This window comes from Marinobacter sp. MA (assembly GCF_048298425.1).
Lineage (GTDB): Bacteria > Pseudomonadota > Gammaproteobacteria > Pseudomonadales > Oleiphilaceae > Marinobacter > Marinobacter salsuginis.
This window is the reverse complement of sequence record NZ_CP103058.1, coordinates 1,360,922-1,386,969: the sequence shown is the minus strand read 5'-3', so window position 1 is coordinate 1,386,969 and position 26,048 is coordinate 1,360,922. Positions and strand designations below refer to the sequence as shown.

At 59.9% G+C, this 26,048-nt stretch carries 21 protein-coding genes; 12 read left to right on the top strand and 9 right to left on the bottom strand.

Annotated features, from left to right (window positions below; genetic code table 11):
- The first annotated feature begins 124 nt into the window (after positions 1-124).
- The gene (locus tag NUW46_RS06560) at positions 125-2,038 is read left to right on the top strand and encodes a sigma 54-interacting transcriptional regulator (RefSeq protein ID WP_305967010.1); all 1,914 of its coding nucleotides are present in this window, start codon (positions 125-127) and stop codon (positions 2,036-2,038) included.
- Here NUW46_RS06560 and NUW46_RS06555 read toward each other — a convergent pair.
- The 4 genes from NUW46_RS06555 to NUW46_RS06540 all read right to left on the bottom strand — a co-directional run bounded on the left by NUW46_RS06555 (position 2,025) and on the right by NUW46_RS06540 (position 7,074).
- Positions 2,025-3,362 carry a sodium-dependent transporter gene (locus NUW46_RS06555; protein ID WP_418141697.1) on the bottom strand — a complete coding sequence of 446 codons (1,338 nt, stop codon included), beginning with the start codon at positions 3,360-3,362 and terminating at the stop codon, positions 2,025-2,027. The genes NUW46_RS06560 and NUW46_RS06555 overlap by 14 nt on opposite strands.
- A gap of 431 nt (positions 3,363-3,793) precedes the next feature.
- The gene (locus NUW46_RS06550; protein WP_069183906.1) at positions 3,794-4,975 is read right to left on the bottom strand and encodes a thiolase family protein; all 1,182 of its coding nucleotides are present in this window, start codon (positions 4,973-4,975) and stop codon (positions 3,794-3,796) included.
- Between the two features lie 161 nt (positions 4,976-5,136).
- Complete coding sequence (locus NUW46_RS06545) at positions 5,137-6,288, bottom strand: acyl-CoA dehydrogenase family protein (protein WP_014576486.1); 1,152 nt, start codon at positions 6,286-6,288, stop codon at positions 5,137-5,139.
- 24 nt (positions 6,289-6,312) lie between these two features.
- Positions 6,313-7,074 (bottom strand): 3-hydroxyacyl-CoA dehydrogenase, encoded by a 762-nt coding sequence (locus NUW46_RS06540; protein ID WP_069183907.1) that lies wholly within the window; start codon positions 7,072-7,074, stop codon positions 6,313-6,315.
- Between the two features lie 104 nt (positions 7,075-7,178).
- Here NUW46_RS06540 and NUW46_RS06535 point away from each other — a divergent pair, with 104 nt between their 5' ends.
- The 10 genes from NUW46_RS06535 to NUW46_RS06490 all read left to right on the top strand — a co-directional run bounded on the left by NUW46_RS06535 (position 7,179) and on the right by NUW46_RS06490 (position 19,531).
- Positions 7,179-7,622, top strand: coding sequence for a MerR family transcriptional regulator (locus NUW46_RS06535; protein WP_069183908.1), 444 nt, complete (start codon positions 7,179-7,181; stop codon positions 7,620-7,622).
- 29 nt (positions 7,623-7,651) lie between these two features.
- Positions 7,652-8,821, top strand: coding sequence for an isovaleryl-CoA dehydrogenase (locus NUW46_RS06530; protein ID WP_069183909.1), 1,170 nt, complete (start codon positions 7,652-7,654; stop codon positions 8,819-8,821).
- A gap of 202 nt (positions 8,822-9,023) precedes the next feature.
- Complete coding sequence (locus NUW46_RS06525; RefSeq protein ID WP_069183910.1) at positions 9,024-10,631, top strand: carboxyl transferase domain-containing protein; 1,608 nt, start codon at positions 9,024-9,026, stop codon at positions 10,629-10,631.
- Between the two features lie 14 nt (positions 10,632-10,645).
- On the top strand, positions 10,646-11,452 hold the full coding sequence (locus NUW46_RS06520) for an enoyl-CoA hydratase-related protein (protein WP_418141696.1): 807 nt from the start codon (positions 10,646-10,648) through the stop codon (positions 11,450-11,452).
- Between the two features lie 2 nt (positions 11,453-11,454).
- Positions 11,455-13,449 (top strand): acetyl/propionyl/methylcrotonyl-CoA carboxylase subunit alpha, encoded by a 1,995-nt coding sequence (locus NUW46_RS06515; RefSeq protein ID WP_418141695.1) that lies wholly within the window; start codon positions 11,455-11,457, stop codon positions 13,447-13,449.
- Positions 13,449-14,354: a hydroxymethylglutaryl-CoA lyase gene (locus NUW46_RS06510; protein WP_069183913.1), complete on the top strand. Its 906-nt coding sequence runs from the start codon at positions 13,449-13,451 to the stop codon at positions 14,352-14,354. The genes NUW46_RS06515 and NUW46_RS06510 overlap by 1 nt, the downstream gene beginning before the upstream one ends.
- Before the next feature lie 14 nt (positions 14,355-14,368).
- Positions 14,369-14,944: a peroxidase-related enzyme gene (locus tag NUW46_RS06505; RefSeq protein WP_418141694.1), complete on the top strand. Its 576-nt coding sequence runs from the start codon at positions 14,369-14,371 to the stop codon at positions 14,942-14,944.
- A 52-nt stretch (positions 14,945-14,996) separates the two neighbouring features.
- On the top strand, positions 14,997-16,685 hold the full coding sequence (locus NUW46_RS06500; protein ID WP_418141693.1) for an AMP-binding protein: 1,689 nt from the start codon (positions 14,997-14,999) through the stop codon (positions 16,683-16,685).
- Positions 16,686-16,837: 152 nt separating this feature from the next.
- Positions 16,838-17,524, top strand: coding sequence for a DUF2959 domain-containing protein (locus NUW46_RS06495; RefSeq protein ID WP_418141692.1), 687 nt, complete (start codon positions 16,838-16,840; stop codon positions 17,522-17,524).
- A gap of 21 nt (positions 17,525-17,545) precedes the next feature.
- A complete protein-coding gene (locus NUW46_RS06490; RefSeq protein ID WP_418141691.1) occupies positions 17,546-19,531 on the top strand; it encodes a hypothetical protein in 1,986 nt (661 codons plus the stop codon).
- Between the two features lie 18 nt (positions 19,532-19,549).
- Here NUW46_RS06490 and NUW46_RS06485 read toward each other — a convergent pair whose 3' ends face one another.
- From NUW46_RS06485 to NUW46_RS06465, 5 genes are all read right to left on the bottom strand, one after another.
- A complete protein-coding gene (locus tag NUW46_RS06485) occupies positions 19,550-20,821 on the bottom strand; it encodes an MFS transporter (RefSeq protein ID WP_418141690.1) in 1,272 nt (423 codons plus the stop codon).
- Between the two features lie 88 nt (positions 20,822-20,909).
- Entirely contained in the window at positions 20,910-21,653 is a 744-nt protein-coding gene (locus NUW46_RS06480) for an ABC transporter permease (protein ID WP_418141689.1), read from the bottom strand.
- The gene (locus NUW46_RS06475; RefSeq protein ID WP_418141688.1) at positions 21,653-22,600 is read right to left on the bottom strand and encodes an ABC transporter ATP-binding protein; all 948 of its coding nucleotides are present in this window, start codon (positions 22,598-22,600) and stop codon (positions 21,653-21,655) included. Before NUW46_RS06475 ends, NUW46_RS06480 begins: the two co-directional genes overlap by 1 nt.
- Before the next feature lie 20 nt (positions 22,601-22,620).
- On the bottom strand, positions 22,621-23,775 hold the full coding sequence (locus tag NUW46_RS06470; protein ID WP_418142017.1) for an ABC transporter permease: 1,155 nt from the start codon (positions 23,773-23,775) through the stop codon (positions 22,621-22,623).
- 36 nt (positions 23,776-23,811) lie between these two features.
- The gene (locus NUW46_RS06465; protein ID WP_418141687.1) at positions 23,812-24,735 is read right to left on the bottom strand and encodes an ABC transporter substrate-binding protein; all 924 of its coding nucleotides are present in this window, start codon (positions 24,733-24,735) and stop codon (positions 23,812-23,814) included.
- 186 nt (positions 24,736-24,921) lie between these two features.
- On the opposite strand from NUW46_RS06465, the gene NUW46_RS06460 reads away from it, so the two are divergent.
- Positions 24,922-25,998, top strand: a complete 1,077-nt coding sequence (locus NUW46_RS06460) for a TauD/TfdA dioxygenase family protein (protein WP_418141686.1) — start codon at positions 24,922-24,924, stop codon at positions 25,996-25,998.
- Positions 25,999-26,048: the final 50 nt, after the last annotated feature.

The following is a 26,048-nucleotide window of genomic DNA, read 5'->3' as shown; positions in this document are numbered from 1 at the left end:
GAAGCCAGCAAACAATCGAGCTACGATATTTCGTAATTAACGATTTTTCGTAGCGTCGACTGCGAATATTCGTAGTTGGCACGGGGATTGATTCTTCTCCGACAGACTGACTCGGGAAGCCACCATGAATAACGAAGCCATCATCAGCCCTGAAATAACCGGCAACTGGATCGATCATCTCCCGGAAGCGGCCCTGCTGGTGGACGCTGCGCGGGATCTGATTCTGTCAGCCAACAGCGCCATGGGCCGGATGATCGGCACGGACCGTCAATCACTAACGGGGACACCCTGCACCCATCTGTTCACAGACCAGCGCCCACAACTGATCGCCTTTACCGAAGAGACTCTGTTTCGCAGTCACGGCTGGAGCCGCGATTTCTTCCTGCAGCATCGGGACGGCCACACTGTGGAACTCGAAATCTCCTCGTCCCGGGTCGGCGAGGCGGAATCCCAGAACATACTTCTTCTGCTGAGAGACCGGCGCCAATTACGCACCCTCCGGGAACGCCACGATGCCAACCACTACCACCGGGGCGGCCTGCTCGAGTGGCGACGGGTGGAGGAGCTGTTCAAAGACATGGAGAGAGAAAACCAGTTGATCCTGCATGCCGTCGGGGAAGGCATCTACGGGGTGGATGCCGAGGGTCGAGGCACCTTCGCGAACCCCGCCGCAGAGCGCATGCTGGGTTGGCGAATTGACGAACTGATGGGCCGGGTACTGCACCGCGTGGTGCATCATTCCCACGCGGACGGCAGCCTGTACCCACTGAAGGACTGCCCCATATACGCGGCCTTCCGCGATGCCAGCGTGAAGCGCGTTGGCGAGGACTGGTTCTGGCGTAAGGATGGCAGTGGCTTTCCGGTGGAATACACCAGCACACCCATTCTCGACAACGGCCATCCGGTGGGTGCTGTGGTGGTGTTCCGGGATATCTCCGCCCGCCAGGAAGCCCAGAACGAATTGCACAAGGCACTGGAAGAGGTGGAGACCCTCAAGCGCCGCCTGGAAATGGAAAACGCCTATTTGCAGGAAGAATTGAGCGCCGAGTACCACTTCCACGAGATCTTCGGCCAGAGCGACGCCATCAAGGCCATCGTGCGCCGGATTGGCATGGTGGCGCCCACCGATGCCAACGTGCTGATCACCGGTGAATCCGGCACGGGCAAAGAACTGATCGCCCGGGCCATTCACCAATCCAGCAGCCGGCGGGATCGCCCCCTGATCCGGGTGAACTGTGCGGCCATCCCCAAGGATCTGTTCGAGAGCGAATTTTTCGGCCACATCAAAGGAGCCTTCACCGGTGCCGTCAGCGACCGCGTCGGCCGGTTCGAGCTGGCCGACGGCGGCACCCTGTTCCTGGATGAAGTGGGCGAAATCCCGTTGGAGCTGCAGGGCAAACTGCTCCGCGTGCTTCAGGATCAGCAATTCGAGCGGGTGGGGGAAAACCGCACCCGGGCCGTGGACGTGCGCGTTATCGCCGCCACCAACCGCGACCTGAAAGCCGAAGTGCAGCAGAAAACCTTCCGGGAGGATCTGTATTTCCGCCTGAACGTGTTTCCCATCGAGTCCGTTCCCTTGCGCCGTCGTCTGGAAGACATCCCCATCCTGGCTCAGGAATTTCTGAACCGGGCCTGCCAGAAGTTCAACCGCCCCACCCTGGCGCTGCGAGAGAGGGATGTGGAAACCCTGAAGGCCTATCATTGGCCGGGCAATGTGCGGGAGCTGGAGAACGTGATCGAGCGCCAGGTGATCACTTCAGACGGCCGACTGGACCTTGACCTGCCCGGGCCGGATTCCACCGCCCGTATAAACACAACAACGCCCCCCGCGAGACATTACAGCGGCGAATTGATGACGGAACAGGAGTTACGGGAGTTGGAGAAACAGAACCTGACCCGGGCCCTCACCATGAGCAGTGGCCGGGTCTTCGGCGAAGATGGCGCAGCGGCCATGCTTGGCATAAAACCCACCACCCTGACCTCGCGCCTGAAAAAACTGAAGATCGAACCCCGCGAATTTCAGGTCAGGCCTGAGTAATGCCCATCTGGTTCAAAGCGTAAGTCACCGCGATCCATAGCAGCATTACCAGCGGCAGATAGCGGCCAACCAGGTACATCCGCCATTCCCACCAGCGGCTCTCGGTGCCCAGCACCGTCCGGATCTTCTCCGGAGGTATAAACCAGCAGAACATGGCCGCGCCCAGGACCCCTGAGAAGATAATCACATTGCCGCCGGCCACCCGGTCGATCACATCCAGCACCGGCTCCCCGGCAATGTTCCACTCCAGCGGTGTGAAACTCAGCGCCGATGCTGTACCCAGCACCAGCATGACCAGGGTGACGAGACTGACCGCCCGGCCATTGCTCAGCCGGAACTCCTCCGCCACCGCAGCAATCATCACCTTCAAACCGGCCAGACTGGAGCTGAACGCCGCCATAAAGAACAGGCTGAAAAACAGCGTGCCCACCCAGTAGCCACCAACCATGTCCTCGAACACCCGGGGCATGGTCACGAACGCAAGTTGGCTGCCTTCCGTGGGCTCCATGCCAAGGCTGAACACAAACGGAAAGATCATCCAGCCTGCCAACAATGCCACGCTGGTCTCCGTGCCTGCGACAATCAGACAGGCCCTGGGAACATGAGTCTGCCGGGGGATAAAACTACCGTAGGTCACCAGATAGCCCTGGCCAATCGCCAACGTGTAGAACGCCTGACCGAAGGCGAATGCCCAAAGCTTGCCATCCGCCAGCCGGCTCCAATCCACCTGAAAAAAGAAATCCTTGGTCGGCTCCCAGCCGGGCGTTCGGCTGGCGAAGACCACCAGCCCAATCATCACAATGATCAATACCGGCATCAGGATCTTCGACATCAGCTCAATGGCTGTCACATCCTTGGCCAGGATGATGGCGCCCAGCACGGTCACGGCGAAGAAGTACCAGAGCGAGTTATACCCGGCGGTAAAATCCCCGAACACCCGGAGATCGTCCGTTGCGGCATCCACTGCATAGCCCAGGGTCCAGCCGGTAATCACCAGATAGTAACTGGTAATGGCCATGGTGATCAGAACCACAAACCAGCCATAGACCACGCCGAAGCGGTTCACCTGCCGGTAAGTCTGAACGGTACTGCCCTTGGAGAGCCGCCCGGCGGACACTTCCAGAATCATGATGGGCAGAACCACCACAATCAGCGCCAACAGGTAAGCGACCACAAAAGCGCCACCGCCGTTCTCCCCCACCATGTAAGGAAACCGCCACAGGTTCCCCAGCCCCACTGCCGCGGCCGCCATGGAGGCCACAAACGCAGGCTCGGAACTCCACTGTTTGCGGGATTCCTCGATAAACTCGTGGCGCTTTCGCACGGGGTTTCCTTCTCCAATGCCGGGGAATTTCAATGCATTGAAGGCTAGCAAATCATGAGTTGGGCCGCATGACTGATATCAAGTCAGGCTTTCTGGGAAGTCTAGAACTCAAGCCTTGGGGCTGGCCGGCGATGGGGGGTACCTTTTCTTCTGGGAAAAACAACTCGCTTCGCTCAGACATTTTTTCCCGCCAGAAAAGGTACCCCCCACCACCGTCCTTCGGACTAAGGGATTGGGTTCTCGGAAGAGAGAAGAAGGGAATTTGTATTTCGCGATACCTCATGGGTATCTCGGCGCGGGGTGGCCGGTGGATTTTTCGCCGGAAAAAGGTGTCTGAGCGAAGCGAGTTCTTTTTCCAAGAAAAACTCCACCGGCCACCCCGCAAGCCCGCCCCTAAACAGGCAGGCTACAACGAGGACAACTCCACCAAATCAGATCAACTCGATAGCAACCGCAGTGCCCTCGCCACCACCAATACACAGCGAAGCCACACCACGCTTCAGCCCACGCTGCTTCAGAGCATTAATCAGGGTAACGATAATCCGCGAACCGGAAGAACCGATCGGGTGCCCCAGGGCACAGGCGCCGCCGTGGACGTTGACCTTTTCAGCCGGGAGCTTCAGCTCGTTCATGGCCGCCAGGGTAACCACCGCGAAAGCTTCGTTGATTTCGAACAGGTCCACGTCGTCGACGCTCCAGCCAGCTTTCTTGAGCACCTTCTCGATAGAGCCGATGGGCGCCAGGGTGAACTCCGCTGGCAGGCGGGCGTGGGTGGCGTGAGCCACGATTCGGGCCTGGGGAACGAGGCCACGGGCGTCGGCTTCGGCGGCGGAGGCCAGAACAAGGGCGGAGGCACCGTCGCTGATGGAGCTGGAGTTGGCCGCAGTCACGGAACCGTCTTTGGCGAAGGCCGGCTTCAGGTGCGGGATTTTCTCCGGCTTGGCATTGCCCGGCTGCTCGTCGGTGTCGACTTCGGTGTCGCCGCCGCGACCGGAAACAGTTACCGGAACAATCTCGTCACGGAACCAGCCGTTTTCAATCGCCGCCAGGGATTTCTGCAGGGAGCCGATGGCAAATTCGTCCATGGCCTGACGGCTGATGTCGTACTTGTCCGCGGTACGCTGGGCAAATACACCCATCAGGCCGCCTTCGTAGGCGTCTTCCAGGCCGTCCAGGAACATGCTGTCCATCACCTGTCCGTGGCCCATGCGCATACCGCCACGGGCCTTGGGCAGCAGGTAGGGTGCCTGGCTCATGTTTTCCATGCCGCCAGCAATCATGATGTTGTTGGTGCCGGCCTTGATCTGGTCGTGGGCCATGATCACGGCCTGCATGCCGGAGCCGCACATCTTGTTGATGGTGGTGCAACCGGAGCTGTCGGGAATACCAGAGGCACGAGAAGCCTGGCGGGCCGGGGCCTGGCCGAGGCCTGCGGGAAGTACACAGCCCATGATCACTTCCTGCACGTCCGCCGGCTGTAGGCCGGAGCGTTCGATGGCGGCCTTGATGGAGATGGCGCCCAGGTCTGGAGAGCGCACGGAGCTGAGGGAGCCCATCATGCCGCCCATCGGGGTTCTTGCTGAGCCTGCGATTACTACGTCGTTACCATTCATGTTAAATGCCCTCTAATTTGGTGCTGGGCCAAGTGCCAGGCGCCTTTCAGGGACACGCTGTGAATACGTCCATGTACGCTTGACTGCAGCATCCATGCTGCAGACAGTCCCTGAAAGGCATCTGGCACCCGGCCTTCAGATTGTGAGTTCGTCTGCCTTTATCAGGCTTTACCCAGTACCGACCGGGCAATAATTTCTTTCATGACTTCCGAGGTGCCGCCATAAATCCGCTGCACCCGCGCGTCGATAAAGGCCCGGGAAATCGGGTATTCGGTGGTGTAACCGTAACCGCCAAACAGCTGCAGGCAGCCATCGGCCACGCGGCACTGCATTTCAGTGGCGCTGTACTTGGCCATGGAGGCGGTTGGCGCGTCCAGTTCGCCCAGGTCGTACTGGTCGATGCACTGGTCCACGAAGGCCTTGTTGACCCGGTAGTCGGTTTCCATGCGAGCGATTTCAAAGCGGGTGTTTTGCAGTTGGGCCAGTTTCTGGCCGAACAGTTCCCGCTCCTGGGCGTAGGCGATGGTCAGGTCCAGGGAACCACGGGCGGCGGCTACGCCGAGAGCACCGATCACCAGGCGTTCCCGGGGCAGTTCCTTCATCAGATACACAAAACCCTGCCCTTCTTCGCCAAGAAGCGCGGAGGCCGGGATGCGCATATCGGAGAAGAACAGCTCGGAGGTATCCCCGGAGTGCTGGCCGATCTTGTCGAGGTTGCGACCTTTGCTGAAGCCCGGCAGCGAGGTGTCCACCAGGAACAGGCTGATGCCGCGGGCGCCGGCCTTCGGGTCGGTTTTCGCGGCAACGATCACCATATCGGCGTGCTGGCCGTTAGTGATGAAGGTCTTGGAGCCGTTCAGAATGTACTCGTCGCCATCTTTCACGGCGCTGGTGCGAATCGCTTGCAGGTCGCTGCCGGCACCGGGTTCGGTCATGGCGATGGCACCCACGGCTTCGCCGGAGACCAGTTTTGGCAGCCATTGCTGACGCTGTTCTTCATTGCCCATGTGGCTCAGGTAAGGCGCCACTATGTCGGAATGCACCATCACGTTGGTGGACAGTGCGCCGAATCCCATGCGGGCCAGTTCTTCGCCCACAACGACGGAGAACTGGAAGGGGGCACCAATGCCGCCCCACTCTTCAGGCACATCCACACAAAGCATGCCGGCGTTGCCCAGGGTGTTCCAGAGTTCGCGGGGCACCAGACCGGATTTTTCCCAGGCTTCGTAGTGCGGCGTCACTTCTTTTTCCAGGACCTTGATTACGGAATCCCGGAACATCGCCAGTTCTTCTTTATCAACAGACACGGTCATGTATGTCTCCTGCAATTGAATGCTTCACTTGGGCGCCATGCGGAGCGCGCAGTCCAGGCGAATCACTTCGCCGTTGAGAATCGGGTTGCGCACCATCTGGTCAACCATCATGCCGAACTCTTCCGGCTTGCCGAGACGCTTCGGGAACGGCAGCGTGGCTGCCAGGCTTTCCTGAACTTCCTCGGGCATACCCGCCATCATGGGTGTCATGAACAGGCCAGGTGCAATCGTATTTACACGGATGCCCTCGCGAGCCAGCTCACGGGCTGACTGAAGGGTAAGCGATACCACACCGCCCTTGGAGGCACTGTAGGCCGCCTGGCCAATCTGACCTTCATAAGCCGCCACGGAAGCCGTGTTGATGATTACGCCGCGCTCACCATCGGCATTGGGCTCACGCTGGGCCATATCCGCCGCGGCCAGACGCAGAATGTTAAAGGTGCCAATCAGGTTGACCTGAATAACCTTGCTGAAGTTCTCCAGCGGCATCACACCTTCGCGGCCCAGAATCTTGGAAGCCGTGGCAATACCGGCACAATTCACGGCAATGCCGCAGGGACCATGGGCCTCGCGGGCAGCACTGATGGCAGCTTCCGCGCTATCGGGGGAGCTCACATCACACTCGAGGAAAATCCCGCCGATGTCCTCGGCCACTTTGCGGCCCTGCTCTTTCTGCAAATCCAGGATTGCCACCTTGCATCCGGAAGCTGCCAGCGCGCGGGCTGCACCCTCGCCCAGCCCGGAAGCGCCGCCTGTTACAATGGCCGGTACATTTTTGAAATCCATCGTTCACTCCCCTTTTCGGAATTCTGTTTGTTTAAAATCGGACCAGAAAACTGCTTTACGTTTACGTAAACTTTATCTAACCTAAGTCGAAAAAGGAAATCGCAATGGTCGAAAAAAGAACGTTCAGCATCAGCGAGCTCTCACAGGAGTTCGATGTCACAACGCGAAGCATCCGCTTCTATGAGGATCAGGGGCTGCTGAAGCCGCGCCGACGCGGACAGACCCGTATTTTCAGCACCAAGGATCGCGTGCGTCTGAAGTTGATCCTTCGCGGCAAGCGCATGGGCTTCACCCTGGCGGAAACCCGGGAGCTGTTTGACTTGTGGGATGAAACCCTCACCGGTAACGAAAAACAGCTCCTGAAAATGCTGGAGATCCTGGACGGTCGCAAAGCCATGCTGGAACAGCAGAAGAACGACATTGCCCAGGCAGAGATGGAAATAGACACAGCGGAAGCCCGGTGCCGAGAAGCCCTGGCGGAGCTACAAAAGAAAAAGAAACAGCAGGCGCCGGCCAACGACGAGGCCAGGCAGACCGCTGAAAACTAATGATCGACAGAAATCAAAGGTAGCCAACGATGAAATCACAGTACTCAGAGCTCAACTTCGGCCTCGGCGAAACCCTCGATATGCTCCGCGAGCAGGTCAACGGCTTTGCCGCTGCAGAAATCGCGCCGCGCGCCGAGGAAATCGATCGTAACAACGAATTCCCCATGGACCTGTGGCGGAAAATGGGCGACATGGGCCTGCTGGGTATCACCGTGAAAGAAGAGTACGGCGGCTCCGACATGGGCTACCTCGCCCACGTGATCGCCATGGAAGAAATCAGCCGTGCTTCCGCCTCCGTTGGCCTCTCCTACGGTGCCCACTCCAACCTGTGTGTGAACCAGATTCACCGCAACGGCACCGAAGAACAGAAACAGAAATACCTGCCAAAACTGGTAAGCGGCGAGCACATCGGCGCCCTGGCCATGTCTGAGCCCAACGCCGGTTCCGACGTTATCTCCATGAAACTGAGCGCCAAAGACGCCGGTGACCACTACGTTCTCAACGGCAACAAAATGTGGATCACCAACGGTCCGGACGCCCACACCTACGTCATCTACGCCAAGACCGACACTCAGGCCGGCTCACGCGGCGTGACCGCCTTCATCGTAGAGCGAGACTACCCGGGCTTCAGCCGCCACCAGAAACTCGACAAGCTCGGCATGCGTGGCTCCAACACCTGCGAACTGGTGTTCGAAGACTGCAAAGTACCCAAGGAAAACGTACTGGGCGGCGAAGGCAACGGCGCACGGGTTCTTATGAGCGGCCTCGACTACGAGCGTCTCGTTCTTTCCGGCGGCCCGCTGGGCATCATGCAGGCTGCCATGGACGTGGTCGTTCCCTACATCCGCGAGCGCAAACAGTTCGGCCAGGCCATCGGCGAATTCGAACTGGTACAGGGCAAAGTTGCCGACATGTACACCTGGATGAACACCGCCAAATCCTACGTCTATATGGTTGCCATGTCCGCCGACCGCGGCGCTGAAACCACCCGGAAAGACGCGGCCGGCGCGATCCTCTACTCCGCCGAAATGGCCACCAAAATCGCCCTGGACGCCATCCAGCTGCTCGGCGGTAACGGCTACATCAACGAATACCCGACAGGCCGCCTGCTGCGCGACGCCAAACTGTATGAGATCGGCGCGGGCACGTCCGAGATCCGCCGGATGCTGATCGGTCGTGAGCTGTACCTGAACAAGTAAGCAGCCGTTACAAGGCGAGGCCGTTCAACCCTGCACCGGGGACGGCCTGCTCCCAAGTTAAAACGAGGGAGTGGCAGGGTGTCTTTCCGGGAATGTCGGCGGCCATGGATGGCCGACGTCAAGCGCACATGGATGTGCTCGTAGCGGTTCCCGGAAAGACAGCCTGCCAGTCCCGCCGCCCCGAACCTCGAGGCCCGAAACAATGACAATACTGCAAAGCAAGATTAACCCCAGGTCCGAAGAGTTCCAGGCCAACCAGGAATCCATGGCCAAGGCCGTCGCCGACCTGCGCGACAAAGTCGCCACCATCCAGCAAGGCGGCGGCCCCTCCTACCAGGAGCGCCACATCGCCCGTGGCAAACTACTCCCAAGAGAGCGCATCAACCGCCTCCTGGACGACGGTTCCCCGTTCCTGGAAATCGGCCAGTTCGCCGCCTACAACGTCTACGATGAAGAAGTCCCCGCAGCAGGCGTGATCGCCGGCGTGGGCCGCGTCTCCGGCACCGAATGCATGATCATCGCCAACGACGCCACCGTAAAAGGCGGAAGCTACTACCCGCTGACGGTCAAGAAACACCTGCGCGCCCAGGAAATTGCCCTGCAGAACCGCCTGCCGTGCATCTACCTGGTCGACTCCGGCGGTGCCAACCTGCCCCGCCAGGACGAAGTCTTCCCGGATCGCGACCACTTCGGCCGCATCTTCTACAACCAGGCCCGCATGTCCGCCGACGACATCCCGCAGATCGCCGTCGTCATGGGCCTGTGCACCGCCGGTGGCGCCTACGTGCCCGCCATGGCCGACGAATCCATTATCGTCCGCAACCAGGGCACCATCTTCCTGGCCGGACCGCCACTGGTAAAAGCGGCCACCGGTGAAGTGGTCAGCGCCGAAGACCTCGGTGGCGCCGACGTACACTGTAAAATCTCCGGTGTTGCCGACCATTACGCCGAAAACGACGCCCACGCCCTGGAAATCGCCCGGCGCAGCGTCTCCAACCTGAACCGTCGCAAGCCAACGGATGTGGAAATCCGCAAGCCGAAGGCGCCGCTGTACGACGCTGAAGAAATCTACGGCATTGTCGGCACCGACCTGCGCAAACAGTTCGACGTGCGCGACGTGATCGCCCGCACCGTAGACGGTTCCGAGTTTGACGAATTCAAACGCTACTACGGCCAGACCCTGGTCACCGGCTTCGCCCACATTCACGGCTATCCCGTGGGCATCATCGCCAACAACGGCATCCTGTTCAGCGAAGCGGCCCAGAAAGGCGCCCACTTCGTTGAATTGTGCTGTCAGCGCAACATCCCGCTGCTGTTCCTTCAGAACATCACCGGATTCATGGTCGGCCAGAAATACGAATCCGAAGGCATCGCCAAGCACGGCGCCAAGATGGTTATGGCCGTGGCTTGTGCCAACGTACCCAAGATTACCGTGCTGATCGGCGGTTCCTTTGGCGCGGGCAACTACGGCATGTGCGGCCGTGCCTACAGCCCGGATTTCCTCTGGATGTGGCCGAACGCTCGAATCTCGGTCATGGGCGGCGAGCAGGCTGCCGGCGTACTGGCCCAGGTAAAGCGCGAAGGCATGGAGCGCAAAGGCCAGGAATGGAGCGCCGAGGAAGAAGCCCAGTTCAAGAAACCGGTCATCGACAAATACGAAGAGCAGGGCCACCCCTACTACGCCAGTGCCCGCCTGTGGGACGACGGCGTCATCGACCCGGCCCAGACCCGGGAAGTGGTTGCCCTGAGCCTGTCTGCCACCCTTAACCGACCCGCCAAGCCAACGCGCTTTGGCGTGTTCCGGATGTAATCGGGGAGACTGACATGACAGACAACGAATCCGCAGTTCTGCTCAGACACCGGTCCGAAGGCATTGCCGAGGTGGTTCTCAACCGCCCTGACAAGCGCAACGCCTTTGACGATGTAATCATCCAGCAGCTGATCACCACCCTCACCGACGTGAACGCCGACGAAAGCTTGAAAGTGGTCATCCTGCGCTCCGAAGGCAAACACTTCTCCGCCGGGGCCGACCTTGGCTGGATGCGTCGCATGGCTGAGAACACCCGCCAGGAAAACCTCGACGATTCGCGGGAACTGGCGCGGCTGATGAACGTCCTCAACCACCTGTCCAAGCCGGTTATTGGCCTGGTACAGGGTGCGGCCTTCGGTGGCGCGGTGGGCCTTGCCGCCTGCTGCGATATCGTGATCGCTACCGAGAAATCCAGCTTCTGTCTCAGCGAAGTGAAGCTTGGCCTGATTCCGGCGGTGATCAGCCCCTACGTGGTGCGCGCCATCGGCGAGCGCCAGGCCCGGCGGTATTTCATCTCTGCCGAAGTGTTTACCGCAAAGCAAGCTCAGGAATACGGCCTTGTCCACATCGTCTGTGACGATGTCGAAGCCATGGAAGCCCGCTGCAACGAGATGCTCCAGCAACTGGCCATGAACGGGCCCGAAGCGATGAAAGCCGCCAAGGATCTGGTATTCGCCGTCAGCCACAAACCGATCAACGACGACGTGATTGATGACACCGCACACCGCATCGCGGATATCCGGGTGGGTGAAGAAGGGCAGGAAGGGCTCAGCGCCTTCCTGAACAAGCGCAAGGCCAACTGGGTTCCGGAGGAAGAATAACAATGTTCAGCAAGATTCTGATCGCCAACCGGGGCGAAATCGCCTGCCGGATCATACAAACCGCCCACCGCATGGGCATTCGGGTCGTCGCCGTCTATTCCGACGCCGACGCCAATGCCCGGCACGTGGCCATGGCCGACGAAGCCTTCCACATCGGGCCCGCCCCCAGCTCCGAGAGCTACCTGCGCGCCGAAAAGATCATCGAGATTGCCAAGAAGAGTGGTGCCCAGGCCGTTCACCCGGGCTACGGTTTCCTCTCGGAAAATACCGCGTTCGCGGAAGCCTGCGAAGCCAACAACATTGTCTTCATCGGTCCGCCCTCTTCAGCCATTGCCGCCATGGGCTCCAAGTCTGCAGCCAAGGCCATCATGGAAGAAGCCGGTGTTCCCCTGGTGCCCGGTTACCATGGCGATGACCAGTCCGTTGAAACCCTGCGGGCCGAAGCCGAGAAATGCGGCTTCCCGCTGCTGCTCAAGGCCGTTGCCGGCGGCGGTGGTAAAGGCATGCGCGTGGTCAACAGCATGGGCGAATTTGACGATGCCCTGGCGGCCGCCAAGCGTGAAGCACAGAACGCCTTCGGCAACCCGGACATGCTCATCGAACGCTACCTGACCCAGCCCCGGCACGTGGAAATTCAGGTGTTCTGTGATCAGGACGGCAAGGGCGTGTACCTGGCCGAGCGTGACTGCTCCGTGCAGCGCCGCCACCAGAAAGTCCTGGAAGAAGCCCCTGCTCCCGGCCTGAGCGAAGATACCCGCAAGGCCATGGGTGAAGCGGCCGTGCGCGCTGCCCAGGCCATCAACTATGTGGGAGCCGGCACCGTCGAATTCCTGTACGACGTCGACGGTTCCTTCTTCTTCATGGAAATGAACACCCGCCTGCAGGTCGAGCACCCGGTTACCGAAATGGTCACCGGCCAGGATCTGGTGGAATGGCAGCTGAAAGTGGCCTGGGGCGAGCCCCTGCCGCTGGAGCAGTCCCAGGTGAAAACCCGTGGTCATGCCCTGGAAGCACGGATCTACGCCGAAGACCCGGACCAGGATTTCCTGCCGGCCACCGGCAACCTGCGCTACCTGAGCACACCGGACGAAAGCGCCCATGTGCGGGTGGATACCGGTGTGACCGAAGGCGACGACATCAGCATCCACTACGACCCCATGATCGCCAAACTGATCGTGTGGGACGAAACCCGCGACCAGGCCATCAACCGCATGGTCCAGGCCCTGGAGCACTACCGCATCGCCGGCGTGAAGACCAATATCCGGTTCCTGCACGCCCTGGCCGACGCACAGCCGTTCCGGGAAGCCGACCTGACCACCGGTTTCATTGAGGATCACCGGGAACTGCTGTTCCCGAAATCCAAGCTGGATACCCACAAGGCCCTGGTACTGGCCGCCGGTTTTGTTCTGGAACAGCGCAAATCCCGGGAAGTGGTCAGCACCGACCCCTGGTCGCCGTTCGGCCGCCAGAACAGCTGGCGCATGAACTCCGAGTTCGCCCAGCCACTGCAGCTGCAGGTGGGTGAAGAGATTCACGACCTGAAGGTGCTGGAACGCGACGACCGCTATCAGGTGTTCGTGGGCGACAGCGTATACAACCTTACTGCCCGACTGGACGATGACTACCTGCAGGCCGTTATCAACGGCCACCGCATCAGCATCCACGGCAACCTGCACAACGACCAGCTGGTGCTGTTCTACGAAGGCGACACCTTCAACTGCACCGTGTACAAGGAAAGCTACGGCTTCGAGGAAATGGCCGGCGAAGGCAGCCTGGCCGCACCCATGAACGGCGCCATCGTGGCCGTGCAGGCCAAGGTGGGTGACAAGGTCACCGCCGGTCAGAGCCTGGTGATCATGGAAGCCATGAAGATGGAACACGCCATCAAGGCCCCGGCCGACGGCGTGGTTACCGAAATCTTCTTCGCCGAAGGAGATCAGGTGTCCGAAGGTGCCGAACTGATTGCCATTGAAGTAGATGAAGAGGAGGCAGGCTGATGGCCTTTCCCAAACAGGTTCGCCTGGTTGAGATGAGCCCCCGGGACGGACTCCAGAATGAGCCCGGCCCGGTGATCGCCACAGCCATCAAAACCGGGCTGATCGACCGCCTGGCAGACAGCGGCCTGAGCCACATCGAGGCCGCCAGCTTCGTGTCCCCGAAATGGGTGCCACAGATGGGCGATGCCGCCGAAGTAATGGCCAGCATCAACCGCAAGGCCGGCGTTCGCTACTCTGCCCTGACCCCGAACCTGAAAGGGTTCGAAGGCGCACTGGCGGCGAAGGCCGACGAGGTCGCCGTCTTCGGCGCCGCGTCCGAATCCTTCACCAAAAAGAACATCAACTGCACCATCGCCGAAAGCCTTGAGCGCTTCGCCCCGGTGGTGGAAGAAGCCCGCAAACACGGCATCCCCGTGCGCGGTTACGTTTCCACCGTGATGGGTTGCCCGTACGAAGGCGACATTGCACCCGAGCAGGTGGCCACCGTGGCCAAAGCCCTTTACGACATGGGCTGCCACGAAATCTCCCTGGGCGACACCATCGGCGTCGGCACGCCGCTGAAAGCCAAACGCATGCTCGAAGCCGTCGCCGCCCACGTACCCATGGAAAAACTGGCCGCCCACTTCCACGACACATACGGCCAAGCGCTGGCCAACCTCTACGCGGTGCTCGAAGAAGGTGTATCAGTGATCGATGCCTCCGTCGCTGGCCTCGGCGGCTGCCCCTATGCCAAAGGCGCATCGGGCAACGTCGCTACCGAAGACGTGCTATACCTGCTGAACGGTCTGGGCATCGAAACGGGTGTCGATCTGGACAAACTGGTCGCCACCGGCGACTGGATCTGCGGCCAACTGAACCGCCACAACGGTTCCAAGGTCGGCCAGGCACTGGGCGGTAACTGTTAAAACCAGGAGTAGTCATGAGCAACAAGAATGTGGTCGCACTGGATCTGCCAATTCCCGAGATCAGCGACATGCCGGAAGACACCCAGAAGTACTTCCAGATCTGCCAGGAAAAGCTGGGCATGATCCCGAACGTACTCACCGCCTACAGCCAGAACCTCAAACAGCTTGAGGGCTTCACCCGCCTCTACAACGAGCTTATGCTCGGCGAAGGTGAACTCTCCAAACTGGAGCGGGAAATGGTTGCCGTGGTGGTCTCCTCCGAGAACAAATGCTTCTACTGCCTGGTCGCCCACGGCGCCGCCGTACGCGTCCTGAGCGGTGATCCCCAGTTGGGTGAGCACATGGTGATGAACTACCGCAGCGCCAAACTCGACAAGCGCCAGCGGGCCATGCTGGATTTTGCGTCCCACCTGACCCGCTCGCCGGCCACTGTTACCGAGGACGACATCCAGTCCCTGCGGGATGCCGGACTCAGCGACCGCGGCATCTGGGATCTCAGTAACCTGATCGGTTTCTACAACATGTCCAACCGCGTGGCGATTGCCAGCGATATGCAACCTAACCCCGAATATCACAGTCAGAGTCGCTAGCAGGTACACCACCCTGCTCGCCCTCGAATACAAAAACAATGGAGGCAGAGATATGAGCAAGACTCTACCAAGCTATACCAGCGGAACCGCGGAAGTGCCCCTGCTGGGCATGACCATCGGTGAAATGCTCGACCGCACCGCCGAAAAGTACCCGGACAACGAAGCCCTGGTGTGCCTGCACCAGAGCATTCGCTGGACCTACAAAGAGTTTGTTGAAAAGGTCGACGAAGCCGCCCGCGCCTTCATGGCCATTGGCGTAAAACGCGGCGACCGAGTGGGCATCTGGTCCCCCAACCGCTACGAGTGGACCGTTACCCAGTTCGCTACTGCCAAAGTCGGCGCCATCCTGGTAAACATCAACCCGGCTTACGGCGTGCACGAACTGCAATACGCCCTGAACCTGGCCGGAATCACCGTGCTGGTCACCGCTGACAGCTTCAAGGCCTCCAACTACCGTGAAATGATCTACGAGCTGGCCCCGGAACTGAAGCGTAGCGCCCCGGGCAAACTCAAAGCCGACCACGTTCCGGAACTGCGTGCCGTGATCAACGTTCACGAAGACAAACACGATGGCATGTGGACCTGGAAAGAATTCCTCGGCTTCGCAAGCGAAGTCTCCCAGGAAGATCTGGTGAAGCGCCAGGGCGAACTGCAATTCGATGATCCCATCAATATCCAGTTCACCTCCGGCACCACCGGTAACCCGAAAGGCGCCACCCTCACCCATCACAACATCCTGAACAACGGGTATTTCGTGGCCGAAAGCCAGCTGTTCACCGAGAAAGATCGCCTGGTGATTCCGGTGCCCCTGTACCACTGCTTCGGTATGGTCATGGGCAACCTGGGCTGCATCACCCACGGCTCCACCATGATCTATCCGGGCGAAGGCTTCGAGCCCAAGTCCGTGCTGCAGGCCGTGCACCAGGAAAAGGCTACCGCGCTGTACGGTGTACCCACCATGTTCATCGCCGAACTGGCCGAGCCCGAGTTCGAGACCTACGATCTCTCCACCCTGCGCACCGGCATCATGGCCGGCTCCATCTGCCCGGCCGAGGTGATGAAGAAGGTCAACGGCAAGATGAACATGAAAGAGGTTCAGATTGCCTACGGCATGACCGAAACCAGCCCGGTTTCCACCCAGACCAGCTCCCTCGACCCGTTCGAGAAGCAGGTCACCACCGTGGGCCGCACCCAGCCGCACCTGGAAACCAAGATTGTGGATCCGGGCACCGGCAACGTGGTCCCGCGCGGTGAGATCGGTGAGCTGTGCACCCGTGGCTACAGCGTGATGCTGAAGTACTGGAACAACGAAGAGAAAACCCGCGAAGCCATCGACGATGCCGGCTGGATGCACACCGGCGACCTGGCCACCATGGACGAAGAGGGCTACATCCAGATCGTTGGCCGCATCAAGGACATGGTCATCCGCGGTGGTGAGAACATCTACCCGAAAGAAATCGAAGAGTTCCTCTACACCCACCCGGCCATCGAAGAAGTGCAGGTAACCGGCATTCCCGATGACAAATACGGCGAAGAGCTGATTGCCTGGGTGAAGCTGGCACCGGAAGCGGCGCCCGTCACCGCAGAGGACCTGCAGGCCTTCTGCAAAGGCAAGATTGCCCACTTCAAGATCCCCAAGAACTACAAATTCGTGGACGAATTCCCGATGACCGTCACCGGGAAGATCCAGAAGTTCAAGATGCGCGAGATCTCGATCGAGGAAATGGGACTGAAGAAATAATCAGCCTTTCTTCCTGGTTGAATTCACAGACCCCGGCTCCGCGCCGGGGTTTGTTGTTAACAGCACCAGCAAAAGCGGGCCGAATCCGTGCTTGTCAGCGCTCCATCGCCATGCTTCACTTCTCTGATTAGCATGCAACCGGAGACGCCTCTATGCCCAGACCCGCTACCGACTTCCCGAAGACACAAACCAGCATCCAGCGTTTCTGGTTGTTATTGTTTGCCACTGTGCTGCTGGGCGGGTGTTCCACGGTGTACTACAAAACCATGGAAAAATTCGGGTATGAAAAGCGGGACATACTGGTAGATCGGGTCGAAGATGCCCGGGACAGCCAGAACGACGCCCAGGAAACCTTCCGTTCTTCGCTTGAGAGTTTCCAGAGTGTGGTGGACACGCCTGACACCGAGCTCAAGGAACAATATGCCGAAATCAGCGATGCCTACGAAGACAGCCTGGCGAGTGCCGAAGAGGTTAGAGACCGGATCGACAAGGTGGAAGAAGTCGCCGAGGACCTGTTTGATGAATGGGAAGACGAGCTCAGCCTCTACGAGAGCGCCTCACTGCGCCGCAGCAGTGAGCAGCAACTGAAGGATACCCGTGTTCAGTACAGCCAGCTGATCAGCCGAATGCACGATGCCGAGGATCGCATGGAACCGGTATTACAGGCATTTGAAGACCAGGTGCTGTATCTTAAACACAACCTGAACGCCCAGGCGATCGGCTCACTGGAAAACGAACTGGTGAGTATCCGGCAGGATGTGGATTCCCTGATTCGCAATATGGAACAGTCAATCGCGGAGTCTGAAGCCTTTATCCAACGCTTTCGTCAGGGCGGATAAAACCGCAAGGGAGCCAACGCTATGGAGCGCCAAGACCCAGATCCTGCGCTCAAGCCGGCACTGATGCAGTTTGACATGGCGCTGGCAGAGTTTGCCCGCGCCCGCCGCGCCGATCCGAAGGCGTCCAGTCTTGGCGTACTGGAGCGTTCCAGACTGCTGATGACCCTGCCAGGCGGGTTCGACGCCCTGTACCGCAGGGTTCGCTCACTGGAATCCGCCGGTATTTTCGGAACCAGTGACTGGGCCCGGCCAGCCCTGTTGCAACCCGCCCTGGCAAAACATTCGCTTCGGGCGGCCGGTGCGGTCACCACCATTGTGGAGGCGCTCAGCGAGCTGCGGATGCTGGCCGTTACCCGGGGCGACTATTTCCACCCCGGCATCTCTGCGGAACAGGCGCGGCACTTCCTCACCCAGGTGATGGCCCTGAACCTGGATCTGCTGTCTGGCCAACTCACCGAAGCCGATCGGGAACGTCCGAAGCAACTCGGCACCATCGTCCTCGAACTCTATCGCTATCTGGTCTCTCACCTCGGCTACGAAAGCCTTCTGGACAGCCTGGTGGATGAAGTGTGGCGCTTGCTGGACCAGGGGCCAGTGCAAGTGGACAGCATCTGCGAGATGATCGGGCAGATTGCCAAGTGCCTGTATGACCCCGAGATGAAAACCCGGGGAAATTCCGACGCCACCCGGCTGGTGAGAGCACTGTTTGCCCCTACCCCCGCCAGTGCGGAGGACCCGGGCCTTGCGGTTTACGAGCAACGCCTGAAAGATATGGATGACCTGGCGCTGTCCTCCGAAGCCAGCAGTTTTGCCCGCAGCATGTTCGATACAGGCCTGGCCTCCCCCTACCATGCGGTGATGCTCAGGTTTCTCCGCGATACCGGCCAGGACGAACTGATCCCCAACACCCTGGGCCTGACCATGACCGGCCTGGACGATCTTTACTGCTACACCGAGCTGGTTCATGCCCTGATTGACGAGGCCATTTACCCCGAAACCTGCCAGGCCGTGTATGGCCTGACCATGATGCTGGAGCGCGGGTCGCTGTTTACCCCCTCCGTGGCCCAGGCGTTATGGCGGCAAATCAAGCTCCAGCCGTCTGCCGAAACCAACCAGGCCCTGGCAGAGACATTCGGCGATGCGCGGCCGCCGCGGGTTTTCCTGCTCGCCGGTGTTATCAATCTTCTGGGACAGCCACTGGGTGTTGGCCAGGGCAACAACCCCACCTGCCAGTCTGCCATTGGCCTTTCCATGTGGGCATCGAACGAGGCGGATTACCTGCTGCAGGTTCTGGCCTGGGCGGCTCGGGACAATGAGGTACTCAGTCGATTCGAGGGCCAGGAGGTATCATCCCGGGATCTGGAGCCGGGGCTCGTGAAAGGAACGCCCGTGGATGTCGACCCGGTCTCGCTGGTTCTCATCCCCCATCTGGACCGCCTTTACGGCGAAATGTGGCGCCGCTGTGAGAACCGGGATGAGGATGCCCACCGCTGGATCAACCCGGAATTCTACGGCTGGTGGGTGAGCCATGGTTTCCGCGCGGTCACCGATGTAAAAACCGGAGAGGTGCACGACTATGAGGGTTTTATCCGGCATTTCTACGCCAGTTATCACCCTTTCTACAACGGCAACATCCCGGTGATTCACGCCCAGCCCGCCGGCATTGCTGTTACCGACAGCGCCGCCCGATTCGTCGGCCGCCACGCCATTAACATACTGCGGGTTGCCCTGAGCCCAAAAAACGAAATGCGGGTCTATTTCTTCAACCCAAACAACGACAGCGGCCAGAACTGGGGCCAGGGCATTACCTGCTCAACCCACGGCAACGGCGAATTTCGAGGCGAAGCGTCCCTGCCTATTGCAGAGTTCACTTCCCGCCTCTATGCCTTCCACTTCGACCCACTGGAGCTTGGCGACCTTTCGGCCATACCGGATGAGGAAGTCGCCCGCGTGATGGACCTTGGCTATACCAGCTGGGCAGCGCCCACCGACGGGTCACCGGACTAGACGCTGAAGCGGTGCAGCCTAGTAGCTCTCAGTCTTTCCGCTAATCGGCGAGTAGGGCTCGCCCTCCTCGTCCTGAAGCTGGTAGTCATAGGCGGCCTGCAGACCGGTATCCTCTTCAGTCTCCTCCTCCGGCTCATACTCGAGATACCGCGGATAGAAGGGAGACAGCATGGCCACAACGATGCCGATAGAGCAAAACATGGCAAAGGCATCGGCGTAACCCACGCCGCCGACCAGCAGACCAACCACTGGCGAGCCAGCCGCCTGGCCCAGGGATACGGCGATAAATGGCAGCACCGGCCCCATGGACAGCCGCCCCGGCAACAGGCGAATGCCGGTCATCAGATACAGGCCGGTCAGACTCATATAGGCCAGGCCAAAAACCAGAGCAGAAAACGCCGAAATCACCAGGTTGTCCGGGCTGGCTGCCAGCAACGCCAGGCTCGCAGCCAATGTCATCAGCATCAGGGCCTGGGTAACCGGCGGATTGTTCCGGTCTGCCAGATCGGCCACCACCGCGCCGCCCAGACCTGCGAGGCCAACACCCAACCATAGCCAGCCGGTGGCATCGGAGGGCATGGATCCGAGGTTAACGACAAGGTCCGGCGCGAAAATCCAGAAGGCGGCAGACACAAACCCCATCATGAAGGCGAACAAAGACAGCCGGAGCAGTCGCCACCACTGATCCGCACTGATTGGCTGCACGGGCGCGGCATTGGCGGGAACCACACGTGAAACCGAGGGGATGAAGAACCAGGTGGCAATCACGCCAATAACCGCCAGCACCGCAAAGAACGCGTAGGCATAGCGCCAGGCACCGGCCAGGAAAAGAATGGTTGGTACAGCGACCATGACACCCACACTCGTGCCCGCGTTCATCACCGAGCTGACCCGGCCGTGGAGGGAGCGTCTGACCAGCGCCTGCATGGCGGCCGTGAGCGCTGGCATCATCAGGCCCGTACAGATACCACACAGGACAACGCCAATGCCGAGGGACAGTGCGCCCGCGGCCTGGCTGATCAGGGCCAGGCCAACAACACCAAAAATACCGGAGGCCATGGCGGTATTGCGGGCGCCAAGCCGATTCGCGGAGAGCGGCGCAACCATGGTCGCGAAAACGAAACTGATCAGCGGCAGCGCACCGATGATACCTATCACATCCGGTGCCAGATCGAGATCGTCCCGAATCGGGGGCACAAACAAACCAAACGCGAAACGCGCAAGCCCGTAACTGATCGCGATCAGTGCTGCGCCGAGGAGTGCAAATGATGTGCTCGAGGGAAACTTCATTCCGCTGTACTCCTTGCGCTGTGCCTCTCCGTCAGCCTAGACATCCACGCAAGGTTTTTAAAGCGGTGAGCCGATCGGACGAACGCTATCAGCCGGCAGCTTGGGGCAGAAACCGGCGATCCCAGACCCGCTCTGCTGCTTCAAACAGGCTATCCACGGTGAGCGCCAAGAGCCCAATCAGAATCGCACCCTGCAGCACGTAGGCCGTGTTGCCGTTCACCAGACCGGCAATCACCGGATCACCCAGGGTTCGGGCCCCAATGGTTGAGCCGATGGCCGCGGTGGCAATGTTGATCGTCACCGAAGTGCGAATGCCGGCCAGAATCACCCTGCCCGCCAGCGGCAGTTCCACCTGCAGAAGCACCTGCAACGGCGACATGCCCATGCCCAAGGCTGCCTGCCTGACGGTGGTTTCAACCCCCTCAAGGCCTGCCAGGGTGTTGCGCAAAATGGGCAACAGGCCATACAGAATCAGTGCGACTAGAATCGGCGCCTCGCCGAAGCCAAGAACCGGCACCGCCAGGGCCAGAACCGCCACCGGCGGGAAGGTCTGACCAATGGACGCAATCTGGCTCACCAGTGGCAGAAAATCCCGGCCAGAAGACCGGGTGGCGAAGATTCCCCCCGCTACCGCAGCAACCGTGCCCACAAGCGCAGAAATCACCACTAGCATCAGATGGTTCTGAAGCAGAAACAGGAAGCTCTCCCGCTCATAGATGACGTTCTGTTTGTCCGGCTGCACCCATTCGAATAGAGGCTCCAGAGCCGGCATGCCCGCGCTCAGGGCGCACAGCAGCGCGGTCAGCAATACCGGAGGCACCCAGATCCGCATCAGGCACCTTCCTGGATAATGCGTTCACGTGTGATGGTTCCGGTTTCCTGGCCCTCGGCATTGAAAACGGGCACCTGGTTCCAGTTCTGCCAGAGCATGATCGACAGGGCCACCCTCAGACTGTCGTCTTCCTTGAGACCATCGGCTCCGGGTTCCGGTTGCCTCGGCTGTGGGTATGCTTGCATCAGGTCACGCACGCTTCGCAGGCTCATCAGTTTTAGTCCCCGGTCCTGCTTGCCCACCAGGTTCTCGACAAACTCGGAGGCCGGTCGCCGGAGGATATTCTCTGGCGTGTCGTGCTGAATGATACTGCCCCGGTCCATTACGGCGATTCGAGTCGCCAGTCTCAGGGCCTCGTCGATATCGTGGGTGACGAACACGGTGGTTTTTTTCAACTGTCTCTGGATGCGTAGCATTTCCAGCTGCAGGTTCTCCCGCGTGATGGCATCCAGGGCGCCAAAGGGTTCGTCCATCAACAGAATATTGGGATTGGCCGCCAGTGCCCTGGCAACCCCCACTCGTTGGGCCTGGCCGCCGGACAATTGCTGGGGATACTTGTTGGCATGGACGGCCGGGTCCAGGTCCAGCAGCGTCAACAGCTCATGAACACGTTCGTCGATCTGCTCCCGTGGCCATTTCAGAAGCTGGGGCACCATTGCGATGTTGCGGGCCACCGTCCAGTGCGGAAACAGCCCGGTGCCCTGGATAACGTACCCCATGTTCAACCGCAGTTGCTCCGGGTTCATGGCGGTCACATCCTTGCCATCCACCAGAATCTCGCCCTCGCTGTGGCGCAGCAACTGGTTGATCATCCGCAAGGTGGTGGACTTGCCGCAGCCCGAGCTGCCCACCAGCACGCATACTTCCCCGGTTTCGACCGTGAGGTTGATGCGGTCCACGGCCACAGTATCACCGAAGCGGCGGGTTACGTTTTTCAGTTCGATCATCCGGGCTTATCCTTTCTCTGTCAGGCCGTCGCCGGTGTCGGTTTAAGACTCGCCGCCAGCATTGTGAGCAAGGCATCCGCCAGCAGCGCAAGTGCAATCGTTGGCAAGGCGCCCAGCAAAACCAGGTCCATCGCCGCCTGCCCCAGGCCCTGAAAGATAAAGCTGCCGAAACCGCCAGCGCCGATCAGTGCGGCAACCGCCGTCAGGCCAATGGCCTGAATCGTGGTAATGCGAACGCCCTCCACAATCACCGGCAGTGCCAGCGGCAGCTTCAGTTTGAAAAACAGCTGCCGTTCATTCATTCCCATTCCTCGCCCTGCATCGGAGAGGCTTTCGGGCACTTCAGTGAGCGCCACAAAGGTATTGCGCACCATCGGCAGAAGACTGTAGGCCACCAGCGCCAGCAAAGCCGGCGCCCAGCCAATTCCGCGGATTCCCATCGCCTGGAGTGCCGGGAAGGCAGCCGCCAACGCGCTCAGCGGTGCGATCAGCAAACCGAACACCGCCAGGCTGGGAATGGTCTGCAGGAAGCTGACGGCACCGAGGATGGGCCGGCGCCAGGCAACGCTACGAATCATCTTCACGGCAAGGAAAAACGCCAGGCCAGCACTTATGCTGACGGCCCCGAATGCCAAAGCCAGATGGGTCCAGAATGCTTGCTCAAACTTGTCTGGCCGGGCATTGAACTCCCGAACCAGAGACAGACTCTCAAGGCCATCACCCCTCAGGAACCACAGCCAGCTTCCGCTGACAAAGGCCAGAATCAGCAACTGCAGCCCTCGCCCGCTTCCAAGGCGCCCGAGGATTTCGATCAGCATCAGGGACAGCAGAAACAGCAAACACCAGAAACCGGCACCGATGGAGGATCGTGCATAAGGAGCGTTCTCTGGCAGATGCCGGCTTGCAAAGACCTCAAGCTGCAGTGGCAACAGCGCCAGTGAGAGTCCTACCAGAGCCAGCAGCGGCAGGTATCGGCGGCGCAGCGGCAGAAGAGACAGCAAGACGCAACCGGCCAGGATCAGCGAGACCAGGCCAGCCCCGGCTCCGCCGAGAGCCGACAACAGGCCGTGCCCGGTACCCGGGACAATCCGGTTGGGTTGGATCACGCCCAAGTCGAGTAACCAGACCAGCGCCAGGGCAAGACACCCTAGCACGGGCAGGACACGGTTCGGCATGGCATTCGGAGTAACGGAGCTGAAAATCGACAAACCTCAGTCCCGGGCGAGGGAATCCAGGTAATCCCGCGCGACAGTATCCGCCGGCACCCCGTTTACCGCTACCTGGCCATTCAGGCGCTGCAGGGTTTCGAGATCCAGCGACTCGAAGATGGGAGTGAGCACCTCCCGGATCTGCGGGTAGGTTGCCAGCACCTCGCCACGCACGATGGGCGCAGGCTGGTACACCGGCTGAACGCCCGCGGTATCTTCCATCACCTTCAGATCCAGCGCATCCAGGCCGCCATCGGTACCGTATGTCATGGCCCCGTTCACGTCGCTATTGTTCAACGCCGCCGCACGGAGTGTGGCCGCCGTATTACCACCTGAAAGAATCAAAAGCTGATCGGATTCAAGCTTGAAGCCATAGGCCTCCTGGAACGCCGGCAGGGCACTGGCGGATTCCACAAACTCGGCGCTGGCTGCAAACTTGAAGGCACCGCCTTCATTGATATAGCGCGCCAGATCCTCCAGCGTGGCAAGGTTGTTCTCACGGGCCAGATCTCCACGTACGCTCATGGCCCAGGTGTTATTGGCCTCTGCCGGTTCCAGCCAGACAATGTTGTGTGCCTCTTTATCCAGGCGAGCGGCCTCCTGGTAAGCTTTTTCGGCATCCTTCCAGATATCCCGGTCGGCCTGATCGTGGAAGAAGGCAGCGTTGCCGGTGTACTCCGGATAAATGTCGATTTCCCCGGCCTTGATGGCATTGCGGACAATGCTCGTACCGCCCAGCTGAAGCCTGTTTTCAACCGGAATACCGGCTCCCTCGAGGGACTGCAATACCATCTGGCCTAATACCGAGCCTTCGGTGTCAATCTTCGAAGACACCACCACTGGGTCGGCAGCCAACAAAGATCCGGACATCACGAAAGTGAACAATGTCAGTGTGCGGCGAATAAGGGTTTTGGGAGTCACGGCCATTCCTCTGGTCTTGGTTACCTATAACAGTCTAGAGGCCGCATCTACGAAGGCAAACGCGAATTGGTCTTGCCGGGTGAAAGCGCGGCCCGCCCAGCTGAAGACATGTACAGAGATTATTCAGGTTTGAATTCCCAAAACCCGCTGGGTTAGGCTGTCTGCAAAGCGAGCAGCATGGTAGTGACGGCTATGGCACAGACCCAGGAAATACCCCGCGAACCCACCTCCACGGTAGCGGCCCTGAACCCGGAGAACGTGACCCTGCTTGAACAGCACGGTTTGTCGCTTAAGCCACTGGATCCCATCGGCGTTGAAATCTACGGTGCCGACGTGCGCAACCAACTGCCAGAGCCCGCCATCAAGGCCCTGGAAGAGGAAATGGCCAATCGCGGATTCATCGTTTTCAAACACCAGGCCGGTCTATCGCCCGAAGAACTGATTGATGCCTGCAAGTGGTGGGGCGGCCGTGAAATCCACTCCACCCACGGTGTTCATCCGGCAACGCCCGGCCGGAACCGGCACATCTTCCGCTGCTCGAACGATGGCCGCCAGGGCATCCTCGGCGTCGGTCCCCAATGGCACAACGACGGCAGTTTTGAAGCCGCTACCTTTTCCCACAGCGCCTACTACATGGCTCGCGCACCGGAAAACGGCGGCGGTACCCATTTCGCTCACCAAGGGGCCGCGTTCGATTCACTGCCGCCGGAGAAACAGGACTTCTGGGAACGCCTTGTCTCGGTTAACTCCGCGTCCAGCGTCACACACCCCGTGGTTCATACGCATCCGATTTCCAGCCGCAAAAGCGTGTGGCTGCACCTGGGCATGACCGGCGCCGTCATCGAACGCCTGCCGGATGAAGGACTGACCATCGACCAACTCAAAACTCTCCCCGCACATGCAGACAGTTTCCGCCTGCTGGACGAAGCGGCCATGAAAGAACTGTTCAACGACTACAACGATTTGCTGAACAATTCCTTCGAGGACGGCTACGGCATTCGCTACGAGTACGACACCGGCGATCTGCTGTTTATCGACAACTGGGCGGTGGCCCACCGGGCCTCACCGGAGGCCCACCTGCCGGCAGAGCAACAGGGTCTGCGCATTATGGACCGGGTTACCATAAAGGCCCCTCGCAATCTGTCGCCTCACTTCGGTCTACCGCAGTACATTAATATGGCCGGCCCCCATCCGTTCAACAAAGACGGCGTGTGGCAAGCCGGTGGTGTTGGCTTTCGCTGGAAGGATGATATTCGCCTGCAGAACTGACTCGTCGGTTCTGCAGGCGCCTGAATTCCGGGAAGAATGGAAAAAAATCA